The following is a 17,278-nucleotide window of genomic DNA, read 5'->3' as shown; positions in this document are numbered from 1 at the left end:
GTTGACAGGCGGCGGCGGGGGGCCGATAGGTTCGGCCGGGTCCACCACCGGACGCCCGACCGGAGAACGTCCGGCCACTCGGGTCAGCGCCGCTGGGTCAGGGACGGCGCGCCGCACCGGAGCACCGTCACTGGGAGCCAGGCTCAGCGGCGGCGCGGTACCGAGGGACGTTCCAGCCGGCCGGGGAGGTGTGACCCCGGGTGGGGCCCGGGTGCTCAGTAGACAACGGCTTCAGGGCGATCCGCAGCCGGCGGGTCCCGGGCCGGCCCGAAGGGCGCCGGGCCCCCATCCGCTGCCCTCTTCGCACACCCAAAAAGTGAGTTCTTACCCGATCTTCGGTAAACGACACCACCATATGAACGTCCTGTCACGTCGGCGCAGGCCGTGCCCACTATGGTGGGATCCTGCGCACAGGACATGAAGGGGCAGCAGTGAACGACGGCGACGGGACCCTCGCGGCAGGATCCCAGGGGAGGAACTTCGGCCCGCTCGGCACGGCTTTGGTGATCATCCCGACCTACAACGAGGCGGAGAACATCAAGGCGATCGTCGGCCGGGTGCGCGAGGCCGTTCCCGAGGCGCACGTTCTCGTGGCCGACGACAACAGCCCCGACGGCACGGGCAAGCTCGCCGATGAACTGGCCGCCGGGGACGACCGCGTCCAGGTGTTGCACCGCAAGGGCAAGGAGGGCCTGGGCGCGGCCTATCTCGCGGGCTTCCGCTGGGGCATGGAGCACGGCTACGGCGTGCTCGTCGAGATGGACGCCGACGGTTCCCACCAGCCCGAGGAACTGCCTCGTCTGCTGACCGCCCTCAAGGGCGCCGACCTGGTGCTCGGTTCGCGCTGGGTGCCCGGCGGCCGGGTGGTGAACTGGCCCAAGTCCCGTGAGTTCATCTCGCGCGGGGGCAGCCTCTACTCGCGCGTGGCGCTCGATCTGCCGCTGCGCGACATCACCGGTGGCTTCCGCGCCTTCCGCCGCGAGACGCTGGAGGGCCTCGGCCTCGAGGAAGTGGCCTCCCAGGGGTACTGCTTCCAGGTCGACCTGGCCCGCCGCGCGGTGAAGGCCGGCTACCACGTCGTCGAGGTCCCCATCACCTTCGTCGAGCGCGAACTCGGCGATTCCAAGATGAGCCGCGACATCCTCGTCGAAGCGCTGTGGCGGGTCACGGCGTGGGGCGTGGGGGAGCGGGTCGGCAAGGTCCTCGGGCGCGGTGACGACAAGCAGCGAGCGGAGCCGGACGTCAAGCAGCCCGAGCCGGACGTCAAGCAGCAAGTGGAGCCGGACGCCAAGCAGCCCGAGCCGGACGTCAAGCGGTCCGAACCGTAGGCGTACGACCGCCCGTTCGTCCCGGTGATCCCGCTTATCCCGTGCTGAGCCGGGCCCAGGCACACTGGGAGCATGACGACTGGCGCTCAGACCCCGTATCCCGCCCGGCCCCGGCGCTCCCGGCTGCGCACCTTCCTGCCGCTGGGTGTCGCCGCATGGCTCGTGCTGGAGATCTGGCTGCTCACCATGGCCGCCGGGGCGTCGAACGGACTGGTGGTCTTCCTGATCCTGGTGGCCGGCCTCGTCCTCGGCTCGGCCGTCATCAAGCGGGCCGGCCGACGGGCCTTCAAGAACCTGACCGAGACGCTGCAACAGCAGCAGGGCGGGGTGCTGTCCGAAGCCCGGCCGAACAGCGAGGGCAACGGCCTGACGATGCTGGGCGGCCTGCTGCTGATCATCCCCGGTGTGATCTCGGACGCGGTGGGGCTGCTCCTGCTGGTGCCGCCGGTGCAGAAGGCCGTGAGCCGTCACGCCGAGCGCACCTTCGAGCGCAAGCTCCGCGAGGCCGCGCAGGGCTCTCTCGGGGACGCCTTCCAGCAGGCCCGTATGCGCAGGCCCGACGGCAAGGTCGTCCAGGGCGAGGTCGTCCGGGACGAACCCGGAGGCGCTCCGGGGGACACCCCGCAGGGACCGCGCCCGCCGCTCACCCGCTGAGGGCGGGCCGGGTCCCACAGCTGGGTCCCCCGCACGCACACAGGACCGCGGGCGCCGTACGTGACGTACGGCGCCCGCGGTCCTGTGCCACTGTGCGGCTTCGCTCAAGCCCCCGGCGGGATCAAGCCGACTTTCGGCTGTCCCTGGGGTGAACCGCGATGTTCATCGCACCGGAGCGCAGAACGGCGAGACGCTCCTCGAGGACCTCTTCGAGTTCCTCTCGGGTGCGCCGCTCCATCAGCATGTCCCAATGCGTACGCGCGGGCTTGGCCTTCTTCTCCTCGGGGCCGTCGCCGTCCACCAGGAGTGCCTGGGCACCGCAGACCTTGCACTCCCACTCCGGCGGGATCTCCGCCTCGACCGAGAAGGGCATCTCGAAGCGGTGCCCCTTCTCGCATGCGTACTCCACGGCCTGGCGCGGGGCCAGGTCGATGCCGCGGTCCGTCTCGTAGCTGGTCACCACGAGGCGCGTGCCGCGAAGAGCTCGCTCACTCATGAATCGTGCCTCCCGGGCTTGTCGCCCACAGGACAGGTGTCGCTGTCGTCGTCATCCGGTCAACGTCCGGGCGGCGGTAAAGATTCCCGTCCGGAGTCCCGATCCGGGTCATGTGTCGCCGTCGTAGCCGCAGCCTTGTCAACCAGTGCAGTACCCCCCGACGTCCGGTTTGTCACATCTGCAAGGAGATGCGACTCAGCGTTCGGCATCTTTGACGCGCAGTAACGGTACGCCTGGCAGGCCAAACGCGTACACTACAGCCCTTTCGCGCCCAGCGCTAAATCCTTTCGGGAACCGGGTTGCCCGCTTCGGCGATCGCCCGCCGCACCGGCACCCGTGCGAGCAGCACGAAACCCAGGACGAAGAAGCCCACCAGGGAGATGATCGCGTCCCGGTAACTGCCCGTCAGCTGGTAGGTGAGACCGAACAGCAGCGGCCCGAGCCAGCTCGTCCCGCGGTCGCTCACCTCGTACGCGGAGAAGTACTCGGCCTCCTTGCCGGGCGGAACGAGGTGGGAGAAGAGCGAGCGGGACAGCGCCTGGCTGCCGCCGAGGACCAGACCGATACCGGCCGCCAGCACGAAGAACCACGCGGGGGCGCCGGCGGGCAGGAAGTACCCGGCGGCCAGGGTCAGGGTCCAGGCGACCAGGGAGCCGAGGATCGCGCGCTTCGCACCGTACCGCCGGGCCAGCCGGCCCAGCGCCAGGGCGCCCGCCACCGCCAGCACCTGGACCAGCAGCACGGCCACGATGAGCGTCGACTGCCCGAGCCCCAGTTCCTTCGAGCCGTACACCGAGGCCTGGGTGATCACCGTCTGGATGCCGTCGTTGTAGACGAGGTACGCCAGCAGGAACGCCAGCGTCAGCGGGTGCCGGCGCATGTCGCGGACGGTCGCCGCCAGCTGACGGAAGCCCGGCAGGGCCGCCTCCCGCGCGGGAGCACGACGGTCGCGCAGCCGGCGCAGCGGCACCAGCGCGAAGGCGCCCCACCACAGACCGGCCGACGCCAGACAGATGCGCACCGCCGTGCCCTCGGAGACACCGAAGCCGTCGTGACCGGTGTAGAGGACGAGGTTCAGAACGAGGACCAGGGCCCCGGCCGCGTAACCGAAGGCCCACCCGCGCGAGGAGACCGCGTCGCGCTCCTCGGGCGTGGCGATCTGCGGGAGGTAGGAGTTGTAGAGCATCATCGCGACGGACTGCGCGGCGTTCGCCACCACCAGCAGCACGCCGCCGAGGAGATAGCGCTCACCGCCGAGGAAGAACATGCCGGCGGTGGCCGCGGCCCCGGTGTAGGCGGCGGCCGCGAGCAGCGGCTTCTTGCGTCCGGCGCGGTCGGCGGCGGCGCCCACCAGCGGCATCACCAGCACGGCCACGATCACCGACAGGGAGACCGAGTAGGCGAAGAAGGACCCCGCGCGCACCGGTATGCCCAGTGGGTGGACGAATCCGTCCGCGTCCGCCGCGGCCTCGGCGACCGACGTCAGATAGGGGCCGAGGAACACGGTGAGCACGCTCGTGGAGTACACGGAGCAGGCCCAGTCGTAGAAGTACCAGCCGCGCTGCTCGCGCCGCCGGCCGGCGGCCTCGTCCGGCGCCGGTGACCGCACGGTGTCGGTGTCCACCCGTGCCCTCGCTTCCCCGTGAGCGCGCGGAGGCGGCCGGGCGCGGGGTCTCAGACCCAGATGCCGCGGTCCTCCATGACCTTGCGCAGTGTGTCGATGTGATCGGTCATGATGCCATCCACCCCGAGGTCCAGGAGCCGGTGCATCCGGTCGGCCTCGTTGATGGTCCACACGTGCACCTGCAGGCCGTGCGCGTGGGCGGCCCGCACGAACCGGTGGTCGACCACCTGGATGCCCGACTGCTGTTCGGGGACCTGGGCGGCGACGGCCGACCGGCGCACCGCGGCCGGCAGTCCCCAGGACCGCAGCCGCAGGTTCAGCACGCCCCGGGTGCCGTACGAGGTGGCCAGCCGCGGGCCGGCCAGCCGCTGGGCGCGCACCACCCGGGCCTCGGAGAACGATCCGAGGCAGACCCGGTCCCAGGAGTCGGTGCGTCCGATCAGGTCCAGGAAGGGCAGGAGGGCCGGTTCGGCCTTCACGTCGACGTTCCAGCGCACCTCGGGGAAGGTCTCCAGGAGCTCCTCGAACAGGGGGACCGGTTCCTCGCCCGCCACGCGCGCGTGCGCCACGTCCCGCCACGGCAGATCGGCGATCCGGCCCGCGCCGTCCGTCACCCGGTCGAGGGTCGCGTCGTGGAAGGCGACGAGCCGGCCGTCGCGCGTGGCGTGGACGTCGGTCTCGATGTACCGGTAGCCCGCCTCGACGGCGCGCCGGAACTGCCGGACGGTGTTCTCCAGGCCGTCCGCCGCACCGCCCCGGTGGGCGAAGGCGATCGGGCCGGGATGGTCGAGGTAGGGGTGGCGTATCCGCGGGGTCACGGACGCAGTATCGCGCGCCGTGGTTGACCGGCGGCAACGACCGTGCTGCCGTCGGATGCCGGGGGGACGGCGAAGACCCGCAGGAACAGCTGGGCGAGCGGGCCGATCGTCACCGCGTACAGCAAGGTGCCGACGCCCACCGTGCCGCCGAGGACGAAGCCGGTGGCGACGACCGCGATCTCGATGGCCGTGCGGACCAGACGGACCGACACCCCGGTGCGCCGGTGCAGGCCCGTCATCAGTCCGTCACGCGGGCCCGGGCCGAAGCGTGCCGCGATGTACAGCCCGGTCGCCGCGCCGTTGAGCACGATGCCCGCCGCCATCAGCGGCACGCGTACGGCCATGGTGTGCGCGTCGGGGACCACGGCCAGGGCCGCGTCCATCGCCGCGCCGATCACCAGCACGTTGGAGACGGTGCCAAGGCCCGGCCGCTGACGCAGCGGGATCCACAGCAGCAGCACCGCCGCGCCCACGAGCGTCAGCACCACGCCCATGGACAGTCCCGTCCGCTCGGACAGGCCCTGGTGCAGCACGTTCCACGGTTCGAGGCCGAGCCCCGACCGGACCAGCAGCGCCGAACTCGCGCCGTACAGCGCCAGACCCGCGTACAGCTGGAACAGTCGCCGCGCGAGATGCCCGTTCCGGGACGAGTACCTGGCCAAAACGTGCCCCCTGTGGTGGAAGTGGACCGACGCGTGACACCATGTGGCTTGGTCGATGGTGCCATCCAGGGCCAATCCGGGGAAGGTGGACTGATTCTCGTGGTGCAGTGGACCTCCGCAGTGGGTGCGGCGCAGCTCGCCCGGCTGCTCAACTCCCAGCAGGACCGCCCGGCCGGTCCCGGGACCCGCCGCCCGCCCGCCTACCGCGCGCTCGCCGACGGCATCCGCCTGCTGGTGCTGGAAGGGCGCGTACCGGTGGCCGCGCGGCTGCCCGCCGAGCGGGAGCTGGCCCTCGCCCTCTCCGTCAGCCGTACCACCGTGGCCGCCGCCTACGAGGCGCTGCGCACCGAGGGGTTCCTGGAGTCACGGCGCGGCGCGGGCAGCTGGACCGCGGTCCCGGCCGGCAATCCGGTGCCCGCGCGGGGACTGGAACCGCTGCCGCCCGAGGCCCTCGGCTCGATGATCGACCTCGGCTGTGCCGCGCTGCCCGCGCCCGAGCCCTGGCTCACCCGGGCCGTCCAGGGCGCGCTGGAGGAGCTTCCGCCGTACGCGCACACCCATGGCGACTATCCCGCCGGGCTGCCCGCGCTGCGCTCGATGATCGCGGACCGCTACACCGCGCGGGGCATCCCGACCATGCCCGAGCAGATCATGGTGACGACCGGCGCCATGGGTGCCATCGACGCCATCTGTCACCTCTTCGGGGGACGCGGTGAGCGCATCGCGGTCGAGTCGCCGTCCTACGCCAACATCCTCCAGCTGATGCGGGAGGCCGGCGCCCGGCTCGTCCCCGTCGCCATGGCCGAGGGACTGACCGGCTGGGACATGGACCGCTGGCGCCAGGTGCTGCGCGAGGCGGCGCCCCGGATCGCGTACGTCGTCGCCGACTTCCACAATCCGACCGGCGCGCTCGCCGACGAGGACCAGCGGCGCCGCCTGGTCGACGCGGCGCGTTCCGCGGGCACGGTGCTGGTCGCCGACGAGACGATGAGCGAGCTGTGGCTCGACGCGGACGTGGAGATGCCCCGCCCGGTGTGCGCCTTCGACCCCGCCGGGTCCACGGTGATCACGGTCGGCTCGGCGAGCAAGGCCTTCTGGGCCGGCATGCGCATCGGCTGGGTGCGCGCGGCCCCCGACGTCATCCGCAGCCTCGTCGCCGCACGCGCGTACGCCGATCTAGGCACGCCCGTACTGGAACAGCTGGCCGTGAACTGGCTGTTCGGCACCGGTGGCTGGGAACAGGCGGTGGAGGTACGGCGCGCCCAGGCCCGGCAGAACCGGGACGAGCTGGTGACCGCGGTGCGGCGGGAGCTGCCCGACTGGGAGTTCGAGGTGCCGCGCGGCGGGCTCACGCTGTGGGTGCGCACCGGCGGCCTCTCCGGCTCACGCCTGGCCGAGGCGGGCGAACGGGTGGGCGTCCGGGTGCCGTCCGGCCCCCGCTTCGGCGTCGACGGAGCGTTCGAGGGCTACGTACGGCTGCCCTTCACGGTGGGCGGCGCGGTGGCGGAGGAGGCGGCGGCCCGCCTCTCCGCGGCAGCTCGCATCGTCGAAACAGGCGGCACGTCCGGCACGGAGACCCCCCGCACATTTGTGGCGTAGCCAAGGGACGGTCGTTCAGGTAGGCACCGGTGCCCCTCTGACTGCGGGCAGTCGTGCCTCCCCCAGTGCCTTAAGGGCCTGGGAGGTACCCCCAGGGCGGCACGGGTGGGCGCAGCGGCACGTGCCACAAGGCATCGCTCCAACGGCAGGACCCGGGGGGCACCGACGGTCGGCTAGGTGGTGGGCTCCGCCACCGCCGCCTCGGCGCCGACAGCCTCGGAGGGCGCCTCCGCCGGTCCCTCGGTCTCGGCGGAGGCCGCCGCGGCCACCTTCTCCACCCTCACCTTGTCGAGGCGCACGGCCTCCACCACCCCCGCCTCCAGCCGCTCCGGCTCCTCGTCCGCGGGTGTCGTCCGAGGCGGCAGCAGGTCGAGCACCGCCTGCCGCTCCGCGTCGCTGGTCGCGTCGTCGTACGGGTCCGGCGTCGCCGGAACCTGAAGACGGTGGACCGGCCCCGAGCCCAGCCGGGCGTACCCGCGCCCCGGCGGGACCTGGTCGACCGGGGTGGTGTGCGGCGGCGCCCCCAGAACGGCCCTCAGCTGCTCCGCCGTCGCGGGCCCGAGGACGACCCGCGCGCGCGTGTGCTGCCGTACCGGGTCGCTGAGGCCCTCCAGGCCGTCGAGCTGCTCGGCGACGACCACGGTGACGTTCGCCGGGCGGCCGTGCCGCAGCGGAACCTGGAGCAGCGACTGGGGGTCCTGGTGACCGTCCGCGGCGGCCAGGTGCGTGAACGCGCTCGGCCGGTCCAGCAGCAGCCACAGGGGACGCCTGGTGTCCTCGGGCGGCGGGTCACCCGCCTGATGCGCGCGGTTGGCCGCGATCAGCCGGCGCTCCGTCTCGTGCGCGGCCCACTCCAGGCTCGTCAGCGCCCCCGTCAGCCCGCACTCCACGGCGAGCACGCCGTCCCGGCCGGTCAGACAGGCGTACTCGCCGGTGCCGCCCCCGTCGACGATCACCACGTCGCCGTGGTGGAGGGCCTGCAGGGCGATGGAGCGCAGCAGTGTCGAGGTGCCGCTGCCCGGCTGGCCGGTCACGAGCAGATGGGGCTCGGTGGAACGGATGCCGGTGCGCCAGACGACGGGCGGGACATCGCGCCGCTCCTCGCCGTGGACGCCGTGGGTGAGCGGCAGCGTCCGCTGCACCCCGGTGGGGTCGGTGAAGCCGAGCACCGTCTCGCCGGGGGCCGTGACGAAGGGCTGGGCGGCGATGTCGGTGGGCAGGGGGGCGAGGACGCGGACCGTGAGCTGGTTGGCCTCCTCGTCCCACGCGAAGTGGTACTCGCGGCCGCGCCCCGACTTCGCGCCGAGCAGGTGCTCGATCCGCGCCCGTGACTCCGGCTCGCCGTCGGTGAAGTAGGCGGGGTAGCCGATCACCAGGTGCGCGATCCGGCCGGTGGCGTCGAACTCGTACTCGGAGAAGACCTTCTCCCAGTCGCCGCCGTGGGCGTAGAGCGGTTCGGGGTCCTCGGCGGCGGAGAAGTACGGCACCAGGGCCTCGTAGAGCGACTTCAGGCGCTGGACCTGTGACGCGTCGGGCCCGGCGGGCGCCGACGGGGCGCGGTCCCGGCCCTGCCAGGCCGCCGCCGCCATCAGGGTGATGACGGCGAGCAGGGGACCGTACGGCGCGAGCGCCACGACCAGCAGGACCGACGCCACCAGGAAGAGCAGCGCGCCGCGCCGGTCCTTGGGGGTGTCGGCCCACCTGCGCCGCCCGGCCGAGGCCAGCCGGCGCAGACCGCGTGTGATGGTGATCAGCGGGTGGAGGACGTCCGTGGCGCTGTCGGCCGCCGTCCTGGCCAGCTCCCGGCTCCGGGCGAGCTGTGCGCCGCCGTTGCTCAGGATGCGGGGGAGGGGGCGCCGGGCCACTGCTGTCTCCAGAGGGTGTGTACGGGCGGGTGGTGCGTGGTCGGGCGGATCAGAACTTGAATCCGCCCAGGAGGCCGGCCAGGCTTTCGCCGCCCGCCTTGATGCTGGGTGCGATGGCCGTGCTGGCCAGATAGAAGCCGAAGAGCATCGCCACCAAGGCGTGCGACGCCTTCAGTCCGTCCTTGCGGAAGAAGATGAAGACGACGATGCCGAGCAGCACCACGCATGAGATCGAGATGATCATGTGAGTTCTCCTGGTTCGCGGGGACAGTCACCATGAGTACGTCCAGGCTCACAGAATGTATCTATACGATAAAAGGTGCAACTGGGTCGATTCGCGGCCTTTCCCCCGCATGGGTCTGCCGTGATCATTACCTCGGGCGCAACAGGTCATGTGCCCGGCGAGCCAGTACTCTGGCGATTCACCCGTACGGCTCTGCACCGCTCGCAGACGTACGTCCTGTCCCCGATGCGTGAAGCACGTGCAGTGAGAGGCGGTCCCGCGATGACTGAAGCCCCCGACCCCGAGGTCGTGGAGCTGGCGACCAAGATCTTCGATCTGGCCCGGCGCGGCCGGACCGAGGAGCTCGTGGCCTACGTCGACGCGGGCGTGCCGGCCGACCTGACCAACGACCGGGGCGACTCCCTCGTGATGCTCGCCGCGTACCACGGTCACGCCGAGGCGGTGCGCGCCCTGCTGGAGCGCGGCGCCGACGCCGACCGCGTCAACGACCGGGGCCAGACGCCACTCGCGGGAGCGGTCTTCAAGGGCGAGACCGAGGTGATCCAGGCCCTCCTGAAGGGCGGCGCGGACCCGTCCGCGGGCACCCCCTCGGCCGTCGACACGGCCCGGATGTTCGGTCGTACGGAACTGCTCGAACTGTTCGGCGAAGGCTGAACGACACGCTCCGACCAGCGACGACACGGAAAACGGGGGAGGCGGTACAGGGCCGCCGAAATTTCGGTCGCGGTAGATGTGACCGCCGGGTCATCATGACGACGTGATTCACGGACGCGATGGCTGGGCAGGTGTTGCCGCACCGCGCGGGCCGTGATGCGGTCCGCATGGGCCACCGACGAGAGGCAGAGAGAGATGGTCTACAGCAAGCAGGAAACGGCGGGCGCCCCGACGTGTTGTCACGCGGCCAGGTAATGCACGTCCCCGGTTGCGTCGACGCTTGATGTGAGGCTGTTTCCCATGTTCGATCCGGTCATAGCGCCCAGCGGTACGCTGCTCGGCCTGCTCCAGCGGGGCCGTGGTGACGGCACGCTGCACGCGCTCACCGCCCCGCGCTCCGAAGCGCTCACGGCGCTGAACCACTGTGTGCTGCGCGACCCGCGCCACGACTGGCAGGTGGAGAACCGCTCCCTCTACTACGCCCGCCTCTACCTCGATCTGCACGGCGAACTGGACGCGATCGAGGCCCACCTCTTCGACCCCGAGGACGTCCTCGACACCGACGAGTCCCGCACCGGACTCGCCCTCGCGGTCCTCGGGCACCTCGCCTCCTACGGCAGGCGGGAGGCCCTCGACCTGTTGCGCAGGTACGCCGCCCACGGCACCAACTGGGCCTGGGCCCTGGACGAGCTGGCGCTGCGGGACGACGACGCGGGCCTGCGCGCCCTCGCCGCCCCGGTCCTCGCGCGGTTCGCCACCGACGCCGAGGGCGAGGCGGAACTCGCCGCCACCGTCCGTGACGCCTTCGAACCACGGCCCTGGCGACTGTGGGCCGACGATCCCCGCGAGGCCGTCGCCACGCGTGTGCGCGCCGCCCAGGAGGCCGGGTCCTTCGACCGCTGGCAGCGGCAGATGCGCCCCACCGGGCCCCGTCCCGGCTGGAGCGTGCGGGCCGTGTTCGAGTGGGCCCAGCAAGGCGTCGAGCGCGGCGCCGCGCTCCATGTCCCGGCCGCCCGCTGCCTCACCGCCGTGGCGGGCCCCGAGGACCGGCCCGAGATCGTCCGGGCCGCCCAGGACGGCACCGAGGGAGCCCGGTGCACCGCCCTGCGGTATCTCGCCGACAGCAACGACCCCGACGCCCTCGGCCTGATCGAGGGCGCCGTGGCCACCGGCTCGACGGCCGTCGTGGAGGCCGCCCTCGACGCCTTCGAACGCATGCGCAGTCTCGCCGCCGTCGACCGGGCGCGCGGCTGGGCCCGCCGGCCCGACCCGCTCGGCGCCGCCGCCGGCCGTGTCCTCGCCTGCCGGGGCGGCGTCCAGGACCGTGACCTGGTCCTCGCGGCGCTGAGGGAGGCGGTACGGGGCGAGGGCCCCGACGCGCCCACCCTGTGGACCCTCGTCGACGGCGCCGGACGCCTCGGCATCGCCTGCGCCGCCCCCGTGCTCCGCCACGTCTACCGCGAGACCGCCTCGTCCCATCTGCGGGGCCGCGCCGCCCGCGCCCTCGCCGCGACCGACCCCTCCTACGGCACCGGCTTCGCCGTCGAGTGCCTGTGGGACTGCGAGGAGTCCACCCGCGAGATCGCCGCCCGGCACGCCGAGACCGGGGACACCCGGGTCGTGGAGCGCCTGCGCAGGCTCGCCGCGGACCCGGCCGAGGAGGCCGAGGTGCAGACCGCCGTGCGCAGCCGGATCGGTCCCGAGGAGCCCGCCGTGTGACCGCCTTCCGCGAGGCCGGTGAACGGCGGATGGCCCGTGGGTCAGGTGTACGTGGATGCCGCCTGACCTGCGCGGGTGAGGGAGGCAACGCTCACGGCGCGTTCCCCGCCAGGAAAGATCCACGTTGACGTGACCACGTCCGGCGCGGCGACAACACCGGTATGCGTGTCGTCATCGTGACCGAGTCCTTTCCCCCCGATGTGAACGGCGTGGCCCACTGCGCGCTCCAGACCGCCCGACACCTCGTCGACCGCGGCCACGCCCCCCTCGTCGTCGCCCCCGCCATCGCGGACGACGACCCCGACGGCGGGGCGCCCTGCCCCGTCGTCCGCGTCCCCTCCCTTCCGCTCCCCGGCTATCCCCAGGTCCGCGTCGCCCTCCCCAGCCGGCGCCTGGCCGCCGCGATCGCCGAACACCGGGCCGACGTCGTCCACCTGGCCAGCCCCTTCGTCCTCGGCGTGCGCGGCATGGCGGCCGCCGCCCGCCTGGGCCTGCCCGCCGTCGCCGTCTACCAGACCGACCTCGCCGGATACGCCCGTACGTACGTGGGCGCCGGAGAGGCGGCGGCCTGGCGGCGCATCCGCTCCGTGCACACGGCCGCGGACCTCACCCTGGCCCCGTCCGGCGCCGCCCTGCGCGACCTGGAGGCGCACGGCGTGCCCCGGGTCCGGCTGTGGCCGCGGGGTGTGGACACCGCCCGCTTCCGGCCCGGCCTCCGCGACGAGGCACTGCGCCGCACCCTCGCCCCGAACGGCGAGCTCGTCGTCGGCTACGTGGGCCGGCTCGCCCCGGAGAAGCAGGTCGAACTGCTGTCGGGGGCCTGCGAGCTGCCCGGCGTGCGGGTCGTGGTCGTCGGCGACGGGCCCAGCCGGCCGGCGCTGGAACAGGCGCTGCCCGGCGCGGCCTTCCTCGGCCGCCGCACCGGCGAGGACCTCGCGCGGATCTTCGCCTCGCTGGACGTCTTCGTGCACACCGGACCGTTCGAGACCTTCTGCCAGACCGTGCAGGAGGCGATGGCGAGCGGGGTGCCCGTGGTCGCGCCCGCGGCGGGCGGCCCGCTGGACCTGGTCGCGCACGGCCGCACCGGACTGCTCGTCCCGCCGCGCGACGCCGCCGCCGTACGCGACGCGGTGTGGTCCATGGCCGCCGATCCCGCCCTGCGGGCCGCGTACGGGGCGGCCGGGCGCGCGACGGTCGAGGGACGCACCTGGGCGGCCGTCGGCGACCAGCTCATCGGGTACTACGCCGATGTGCTCGCCGGGCGCAGGACGGCGGTGGCGGCGTGAACGGGTCGCTGCGCATCGTGCGGCTGGCGAACTTCGTGGCGCCCGCGTCCGGCGGGCTGCGCACCGCGCTGCGGGAACTCGGCAAGGGCTACCTGGGGGCGGGGCACCGGCCCGTGCTCGTCGTCCCCGGTGAGCGGGAGAGCGACCGCGAGACCGAGCAGGGGCGGGTGATCACCCTCCCGGGCCCGCTGCTGCCCGGCACCGGCGGCTACCGCGTCCTCACCGACAGACAGCGGGTCGCCGGCCTGCTCCAGGACCTGGCCCCCGACCGGCTCGAGGTGTCCGACCGTACGACCCTGCGCTGGACCGGCCGATGGGCCCGGCGGGCCCGCGTTCCGGCGGTCATGGTCTCCCACGAGACCGCCGACGGGGTGCTGCGCACCTGGGGACTGCCGGAGCGGGCCGCCCGGCGCACCGCCGACGCCCTCAACACGCGTACCGCGCACACGTACGCGCGCGTGGTGTGCACCACCGAGTTCGCCGAGCGGGAGTTCGTGCGCATCGGGGCCCGCAACGTCGTACGGGCCCCGCTGGGCGTCGATCTGGTGGAACGGCACCCCGCGCTGCGCGACCCGGGACTGCGCGCCCGGTACGCGCGCGTGCCGGAGACGTTGCTCGTGATGTGCTCCAGGCTGTCCCTGGAGAAACGGCCGGGGACCGCGCTGGACGCGCTGGAGGCGCTGCTGCGGCGCGGGCGGCGGACGGTGCTGGTCGTCGCCGGGGACGGCCCGCTGCGGGCGCGGCTCGAACAGCGCGCGCGGGAGCGCGGGCTGCCGGTCGTCTTCCTCGGGCACGTGCGCGACCGGAGGCTGCTGGGCGCGCTCCAGGCGTCCGCCGACGTGTGTCTGGCACCGGGGCCCGCCGAGACCTTCGGGCTCGCCGCGCTGGAGGCGATGGCGTGCGGCACACCCGTGGTGGCGAGCGCGTCGTCGGCGCTCCCGGAGGTGATCGGCGCGGCGGGCGCGGTCGCCGAGGACCGCGGGGAGGCCTTCGCGGACGCCGTCGAGTTGCTGCTGGAGCGCGCGGAGACGGACCGGCGCGAGGCGGCACGCGCGCGTGCGGAGCGTTTCGGTTGGGGGACGGCGGTGGCGGCGTTCCTCGCGGCGCACGACGCGCCGGTGACGGTGCCGGAGGCGGCGGCCGATGGTGCTGCCCCGGTGCGGCCGGTCGTGTCCCGGGGGCTCTCGTGAGACCGCTGCGGTTCGTGGCCCTCGGGGACTCGCTGACCGAGGGGGTCGGGGACCGGACCGGCGGCGGATGGCGCGGCTGGGCCGCACTGCTCGCGCCGTCGCTGGGTGCCGGGCCCGTGCGGTTCACCAACCTCGCGGTGAGCGGGGCACAGACGCGCGACGTGCTCGAGCGGCAACTGCCCGCCGCGCTGGAGCAGCGGCCCGACCTCGTCTCCGTCGTCGTCGGCGTCAACGACACCCTGCGCCGCACCTTCGACATCCGTGACGTGGTGGCACGGCTGGACCGGGTGTACGCGGTCTGCACCGGCCAAGGTGCCGTGCTGCTGACCGCGTGCCTGCCCGATCCCGGCGGGATGCTGGGACTGCCGGGGGCGCTGGCCCGCCCGCTCGCCCGGCGGCAACGGGCGGTGAACACCGTGGTCCACGCCCTGTCCGACCGGTACGGCGCGGTGCACCTGCACGCCTGCGAGGGCGACTGGATCACCGACCGCGCGATGTGGAGTGCGGACCGGCTGCACCCCGGTGAGCCGGGGCACCGCCAACTGGCCCTGCGCTTCCACGCGCTGCTGGCGGAACGCGGTCTCGCGACCGGGCCCGCTCCGTCACAGGAGCCGGACTCCCCGGTTCCCACCAGGTGGGAGAGCCTGCGGTGGCTGGCCACGGCCGGCACCGGCTGGGTGGCCCGCCGGTGCACCGACCTGCTGCCGCAACTGCTCTCCCTGGCCGTCGACGACATGCGCCACCACGCGCGGGGCACCGGCGTCCGCCTGGACCTGCGCACCTCCGCCGCCGTCTCGGCGGCCCTGGCCGCGTTGTCGACGGGGGAACAACGCCCCGGCGCCGCCTAGGAGCACCGGCGGCGTACGGCGACGAAGCGGACCGGCGTGCCGGGGCGCGCCTGTGCGGCGGCCGGGAGGTCGGCGGGGCGGACGACCGCGATCACCGGGTAGCCCCCGGTGGTCGGATGGTCGGCGAGGAAGACCACCGGCGTGCCGTCGGGCGGCACCTGGACCGCGCCCAGCACCATGCCCTCGCTGGGGAGTTCGTCCCGCCGGGCCCGTTCCAGGGCCGGCCCGGCCGTGCGCAGCCCGATGCGGTTGCTCGCCGGCGACACGTGGTACGTGCGGGACGTGAAGAGCCGTACGGCGGCCGGGGTGAACCAGTCGTCGCGCGGGCCCGGCGTCACCCGCAGCACGAGCTCGTCCGGGGGCGCAGGCTGCGGGGCGACGTCCCCGCGCGCGTAGACCTCCCGCGGGGTGCCGAGGGGGAGCACGGCGTCGTCCGTGAGGGGGGCCGGGCCGAGACCGGAGAGCAGGTCCGTGGAGCGGCTGCCGAGCACCGGTTCGACGGCGATCCCGCCGGAGACGGCCACATAGGCGCGTACTCCGGAGACCGCCGCGCCGACGTCCAGCACGGATCCGGCACGCACGCGCACCGGCGCGCCCCAGGCGGCCGGCCGGCCGTCCACGGTGACCGGGCAGGGAGCCCCGGTGACCGCCACGGTGACCGTCGAACGGGGCCGCAGGGAGCAGCCGTCGAGGGTCGTCTCCAGGACGGCCGCGTCCGGCGGGTTGCCGGTCAGCCGGTTGGCGAGCGCCGCCGCGGGCCCGTCCAGCGCCCCGGAGCGCGGTACGCCGAGGTGGGCGTGGCCGGGGCGGCCCCGGTCCTGCACGGTGGTGAGGGCTCCCGCGCGCACGACGGCGAGCGCACGGTCCGTCATGTCGCGGACCCCGCCGCGGTCACCGGGACGAAGCGCACCCGCGTACCGGGGGAGAGCAGCGCCGCGGGCACGCGCGCGTGGTCCCACAGCACGAGGTCGGTCGTACCGATCAGCTGCCAGCCGCCCGGCGAGGACCGCGGGTACACGCCCGTGTAGGGACCCGCCAGCGCCACCGAGCCGGCCGGGACGGCGGTGCGCGGAGTGGTCCGGCGGGGCACGTCGTAGCGGGCCGGCAGACCGGTGAGGTAGCCGAAACCGGGCGCGAACCCGCAGAAGGCGACACGGAACTCGGTGCCCGCGTGGACGCGGGCCACCTCCCGCGCGGGGACACCCCAGTGCGCGGCGACGTCCGCGAGGTCCGGGCCGTCGTAGCGCACCGGGATCTCGACCGTCTCCCGCGCGTGCGGGGGCACGGGCGGGAGACGGAGGGCGGTCAGCTCGGCGGCCAGCCGGGCCGGATCGGACAGGCCGTCGAGCAGCACCGTGCGCGCCGCCGGGACGATCTCGCCGGCCGGCAGCGAGCCCTCCGCGCGGCGCCGCAGCAGCTCCGCGTGGAGCGCCTGGGCCTCGTCGCCCGAGGAGACCTCGACGAGCAGGGCGTCCTCGCCGACGGGCAGCACCCTCATACGAAGGCCTCCACCCGCACCCCGGACGCCTCCAGCGCGTCACGCACCCGTCGCGCCAGGTCCACCGCGCCGGGCGTGTCACCGTGCAGGCACAGGGAGCGCGCCCGCACCTCGATGCGCCGTCCCGAGTGCGCGTCGACCTCCCCGTGGCGGGCCAGGTCCACCGAGCGGGCCACCACCGACTCCGGGTCGGTGACCACGGCGCCCTCCTGCCGGCGCGGCACCAGCGTGCCCCCGTCGGTGTACGCCCGGTCGGCGAACGCCTCCGTGACCACCGGCAGCCCCGCCTTCCGGGCCAGTTCCAGCAGCCGGGAGCCGGGCAGGCCGAGCACGGGCAGCGTGGCGTCCGCCAGGAGCACCCCGTCGACGACCGCGCCGGCCTGCTCCTCGTCGCGCACCACCCGGTTGTACAGCGCCCCGTGCGGTTTGACGTACGCCACGCGGGCGCCCGCCGCGCGGGCGAACACCTCCAGGGCGCCGATCTGGTAGGCGACCTCGGCCGCCAGTTCGGCGGGCGGCACGTCCATCGCGCGCCGCCCGAACCCGGCCAGGTCCCGGTAGGAGACCTGGGCGCCGATCCGCACCCCGCGCCCGGCCGCGAGCTCGCACACCCGGCGCATGGTGGACGCGTCCCCGGCGTGGAAACCGCACGCCACGTTGGCGCTGGTCACCACGGACAGCAGCCGCTCGTCGTCGGTGAGCCGCCAGCGGCCGAACCCCTCGCCGAGGTCGGCGTTCAGATCGATCGACGTCATGGATCCTTCGTTTCTCCTGCCTCGTGCCGCGCAGGTCG

At 73.9% G+C, this 17,278-nt stretch carries 17 protein-coding genes; 8 read left to right on the top strand and 9 right to left on the bottom strand.

Annotation, left to right across the window (positions count from 1 at the left end; all coding sequences use genetic code 11):
- Window positions 1-431 precede the first annotated feature (431 nt).
- A complete protein-coding gene (locus KUM38_RS15385) occupies window positions 432-1,328 on the top strand; it encodes a polyprenol monophosphomannose synthase (protein ID WP_308408975.1) in 897 nt (298 codons plus the stop codon).
- A 72-nt stretch (window positions 1,329-1,400) separates the two neighbouring features.
- Window positions 1,401-1,982, top strand: coding sequence for an FxsA family membrane protein (gene fxsA / locus KUM38_RS15380; RefSeq protein WP_217129941.1), 582 nt, complete (start codon window positions 1,401-1,403; stop codon window positions 1,980-1,982).
- A gap of 121 nt (window positions 1,983-2,103) precedes the next feature.
- Here the strand turns inward: fxsA and KUM38_RS15375 are convergent, their stop codons facing one another.
- From KUM38_RS15375 to KUM38_RS15360, 4 genes are all read right to left on the bottom strand, one after another.
- Window positions 2,104-2,478, bottom strand: coding sequence for an RNA polymerase-binding protein RbpA (locus KUM38_RS15375; RefSeq protein ID WP_003977404.1), 375 nt, complete (start codon window positions 2,476-2,478; stop codon window positions 2,104-2,106).
- A gap of 277 nt (window positions 2,479-2,755) precedes the next feature.
- Window positions 2,756-4,102 carry an MFS transporter gene (locus KUM38_RS15370; protein ID WP_217129940.1) on the bottom strand — a complete coding sequence of 449 codons (1,347 nt, stop codon included), beginning with the start codon at window positions 4,100-4,102 and terminating at the stop codon, window positions 2,756-2,758.
- Window positions 4,103-4,152: 50 nt separating this feature from the next.
- Window positions 4,153-4,920 (bottom strand): glycerophosphodiester phosphodiesterase, encoded by a 768-nt coding sequence (locus tag KUM38_RS15365; protein WP_217129939.1) that lies wholly within the window; start codon window positions 4,918-4,920, stop codon window positions 4,153-4,155.
- Entirely contained in the window at window positions 4,917-5,582 is a 666-nt protein-coding gene (locus KUM38_RS15360) for a YitT family protein (RefSeq protein WP_217129938.1), read from the bottom strand. Before KUM38_RS15360 ends, KUM38_RS15365 begins: the two co-directional genes overlap by 4 nt.
- 99 nt (window positions 5,583-5,681) lie before the next feature.
- On the opposite strand from KUM38_RS15360, the gene KUM38_RS15355 reads away from it, so the two are divergent.
- Window positions 5,682-7,181, top strand: a complete 1,500-nt coding sequence (locus KUM38_RS15355; protein WP_217129937.1) for a PLP-dependent aminotransferase family protein — start codon at window positions 5,682-5,684, stop codon at window positions 7,179-7,181.
- A 173-nt stretch (window positions 7,182-7,354) separates the two neighbouring features.
- Here KUM38_RS15355 and KUM38_RS15350 read toward each other — a convergent pair whose 3' ends face one another.
- Together KUM38_RS15350 and KUM38_RS15345 are read right to left on the bottom strand one after the other, a co-directional pair.
- Window positions 7,355-9,046, bottom strand: coding sequence for a type IV secretory system conjugative DNA transfer family protein (locus KUM38_RS15350; protein WP_217129936.1), 1,692 nt, complete (start codon window positions 9,044-9,046; stop codon window positions 7,355-7,357).
- A gap of 49 nt (window positions 9,047-9,095) precedes the next feature.
- Window positions 9,096-9,290, bottom strand: a complete 195-nt coding sequence (locus KUM38_RS15345) for a hypothetical protein (protein WP_190167020.1) — start codon at window positions 9,288-9,290, stop codon at window positions 9,096-9,098.
- A gap of 261 nt (window positions 9,291-9,551) precedes the next feature.
- Here KUM38_RS15345 and KUM38_RS15340 point away from each other — a divergent pair, with 261 nt between their 5' ends.
- The 5 genes from KUM38_RS15340 to KUM38_RS15320 all read left to right on the top strand — a co-directional run bounded on the left by KUM38_RS15340 (window position 9,552) and on the right by KUM38_RS15320 (window position 14,987).
- The gene (locus KUM38_RS15340) at window positions 9,552-9,944 is read left to right on the top strand and encodes an ankyrin repeat domain-containing protein (protein ID WP_217129935.1); all 393 of its coding nucleotides are present in this window, start codon (window positions 9,552-9,554) and stop codon (window positions 9,942-9,944) included.
- A 300-nt stretch (window positions 9,945-10,244) separates the two neighbouring features.
- Window positions 10,245-11,663 carry a HEAT repeat domain-containing protein gene (locus KUM38_RS15335; RefSeq protein ID WP_217129934.1) on the top strand — a complete coding sequence of 473 codons (1,419 nt, stop codon included), beginning with the start codon at window positions 10,245-10,247 and terminating at the stop codon, window positions 11,661-11,663.
- Between the two features lie 161 nt (window positions 11,664-11,824).
- The gene (locus KUM38_RS15330; protein WP_217129933.1) at window positions 11,825-12,949 is read left to right on the top strand and encodes a glycosyltransferase family 1 protein; all 1,125 of its coding nucleotides are present in this window, start codon (window positions 11,825-11,827) and stop codon (window positions 12,947-12,949) included.
- On the top strand, window positions 12,946-14,139 hold the full coding sequence (locus tag KUM38_RS15325; RefSeq protein WP_217129932.1) for a glycosyltransferase: 1,194 nt from the start codon (window positions 12,946-12,948) through the stop codon (window positions 14,137-14,139). The genes KUM38_RS15330 and KUM38_RS15325 overlap by 4 nt, the downstream gene beginning before the upstream one ends.
- Window positions 14,136-14,987 carry an SGNH/GDSL hydrolase family protein gene (locus tag KUM38_RS15320; protein WP_217129931.1) on the top strand — a complete coding sequence of 284 codons (852 nt, stop codon included), beginning with the start codon at window positions 14,136-14,138 and terminating at the stop codon, window positions 14,985-14,987. The genes KUM38_RS15325 and KUM38_RS15320 overlap by 4 nt, the downstream gene beginning before the upstream one ends.
- Here the strand turns inward: KUM38_RS15320 and KUM38_RS15315 are convergent.
- The 3 genes from KUM38_RS15315 to KUM38_RS15305 are packed head-to-tail and all read right to left on the bottom strand — an operon-like array spanning window position 14,984 to window position 17,240.
- Window positions 14,984-15,859, bottom strand: a complete 876-nt coding sequence (locus KUM38_RS15315) for a biotin-dependent carboxyltransferase family protein (RefSeq protein WP_217129930.1) — start codon at window positions 15,857-15,859, stop codon at window positions 14,984-14,986. The genes KUM38_RS15320 and KUM38_RS15315 overlap by 4 nt on opposite strands.
- Window positions 15,856-16,485 carry an allophanate hydrolase subunit 1 gene (locus KUM38_RS15310; RefSeq protein ID WP_217129929.1) on the bottom strand — a complete coding sequence of 210 codons (630 nt, stop codon included), beginning with the start codon at window positions 16,483-16,485 and terminating at the stop codon, window positions 15,856-15,858. The genes KUM38_RS15315 and KUM38_RS15310 overlap by 4 nt, the downstream gene beginning before the upstream one ends.
- Window positions 16,482-17,240, bottom strand: coding sequence for a LamB/YcsF family protein (locus tag KUM38_RS15305; protein ID WP_217129928.1), 759 nt, complete (start codon window positions 17,238-17,240; stop codon window positions 16,482-16,484). Before KUM38_RS15305 ends, KUM38_RS15310 begins: the two co-directional genes overlap by 4 nt.
- Between the last annotated feature and the right edge of the window lie 38 nt (window positions 17,241-17,278).

Source organism: Streptomyces sp. AC558_RSS880 (assembly GCF_019049255.1).
Classification (GTDB): Bacteria; Actinomycetota; Actinomycetes; order Streptomycetales; family Streptomycetaceae; genus Streptomyces.
This window is presented reverse-complemented; position numbering and strand designations above follow the sequence as displayed.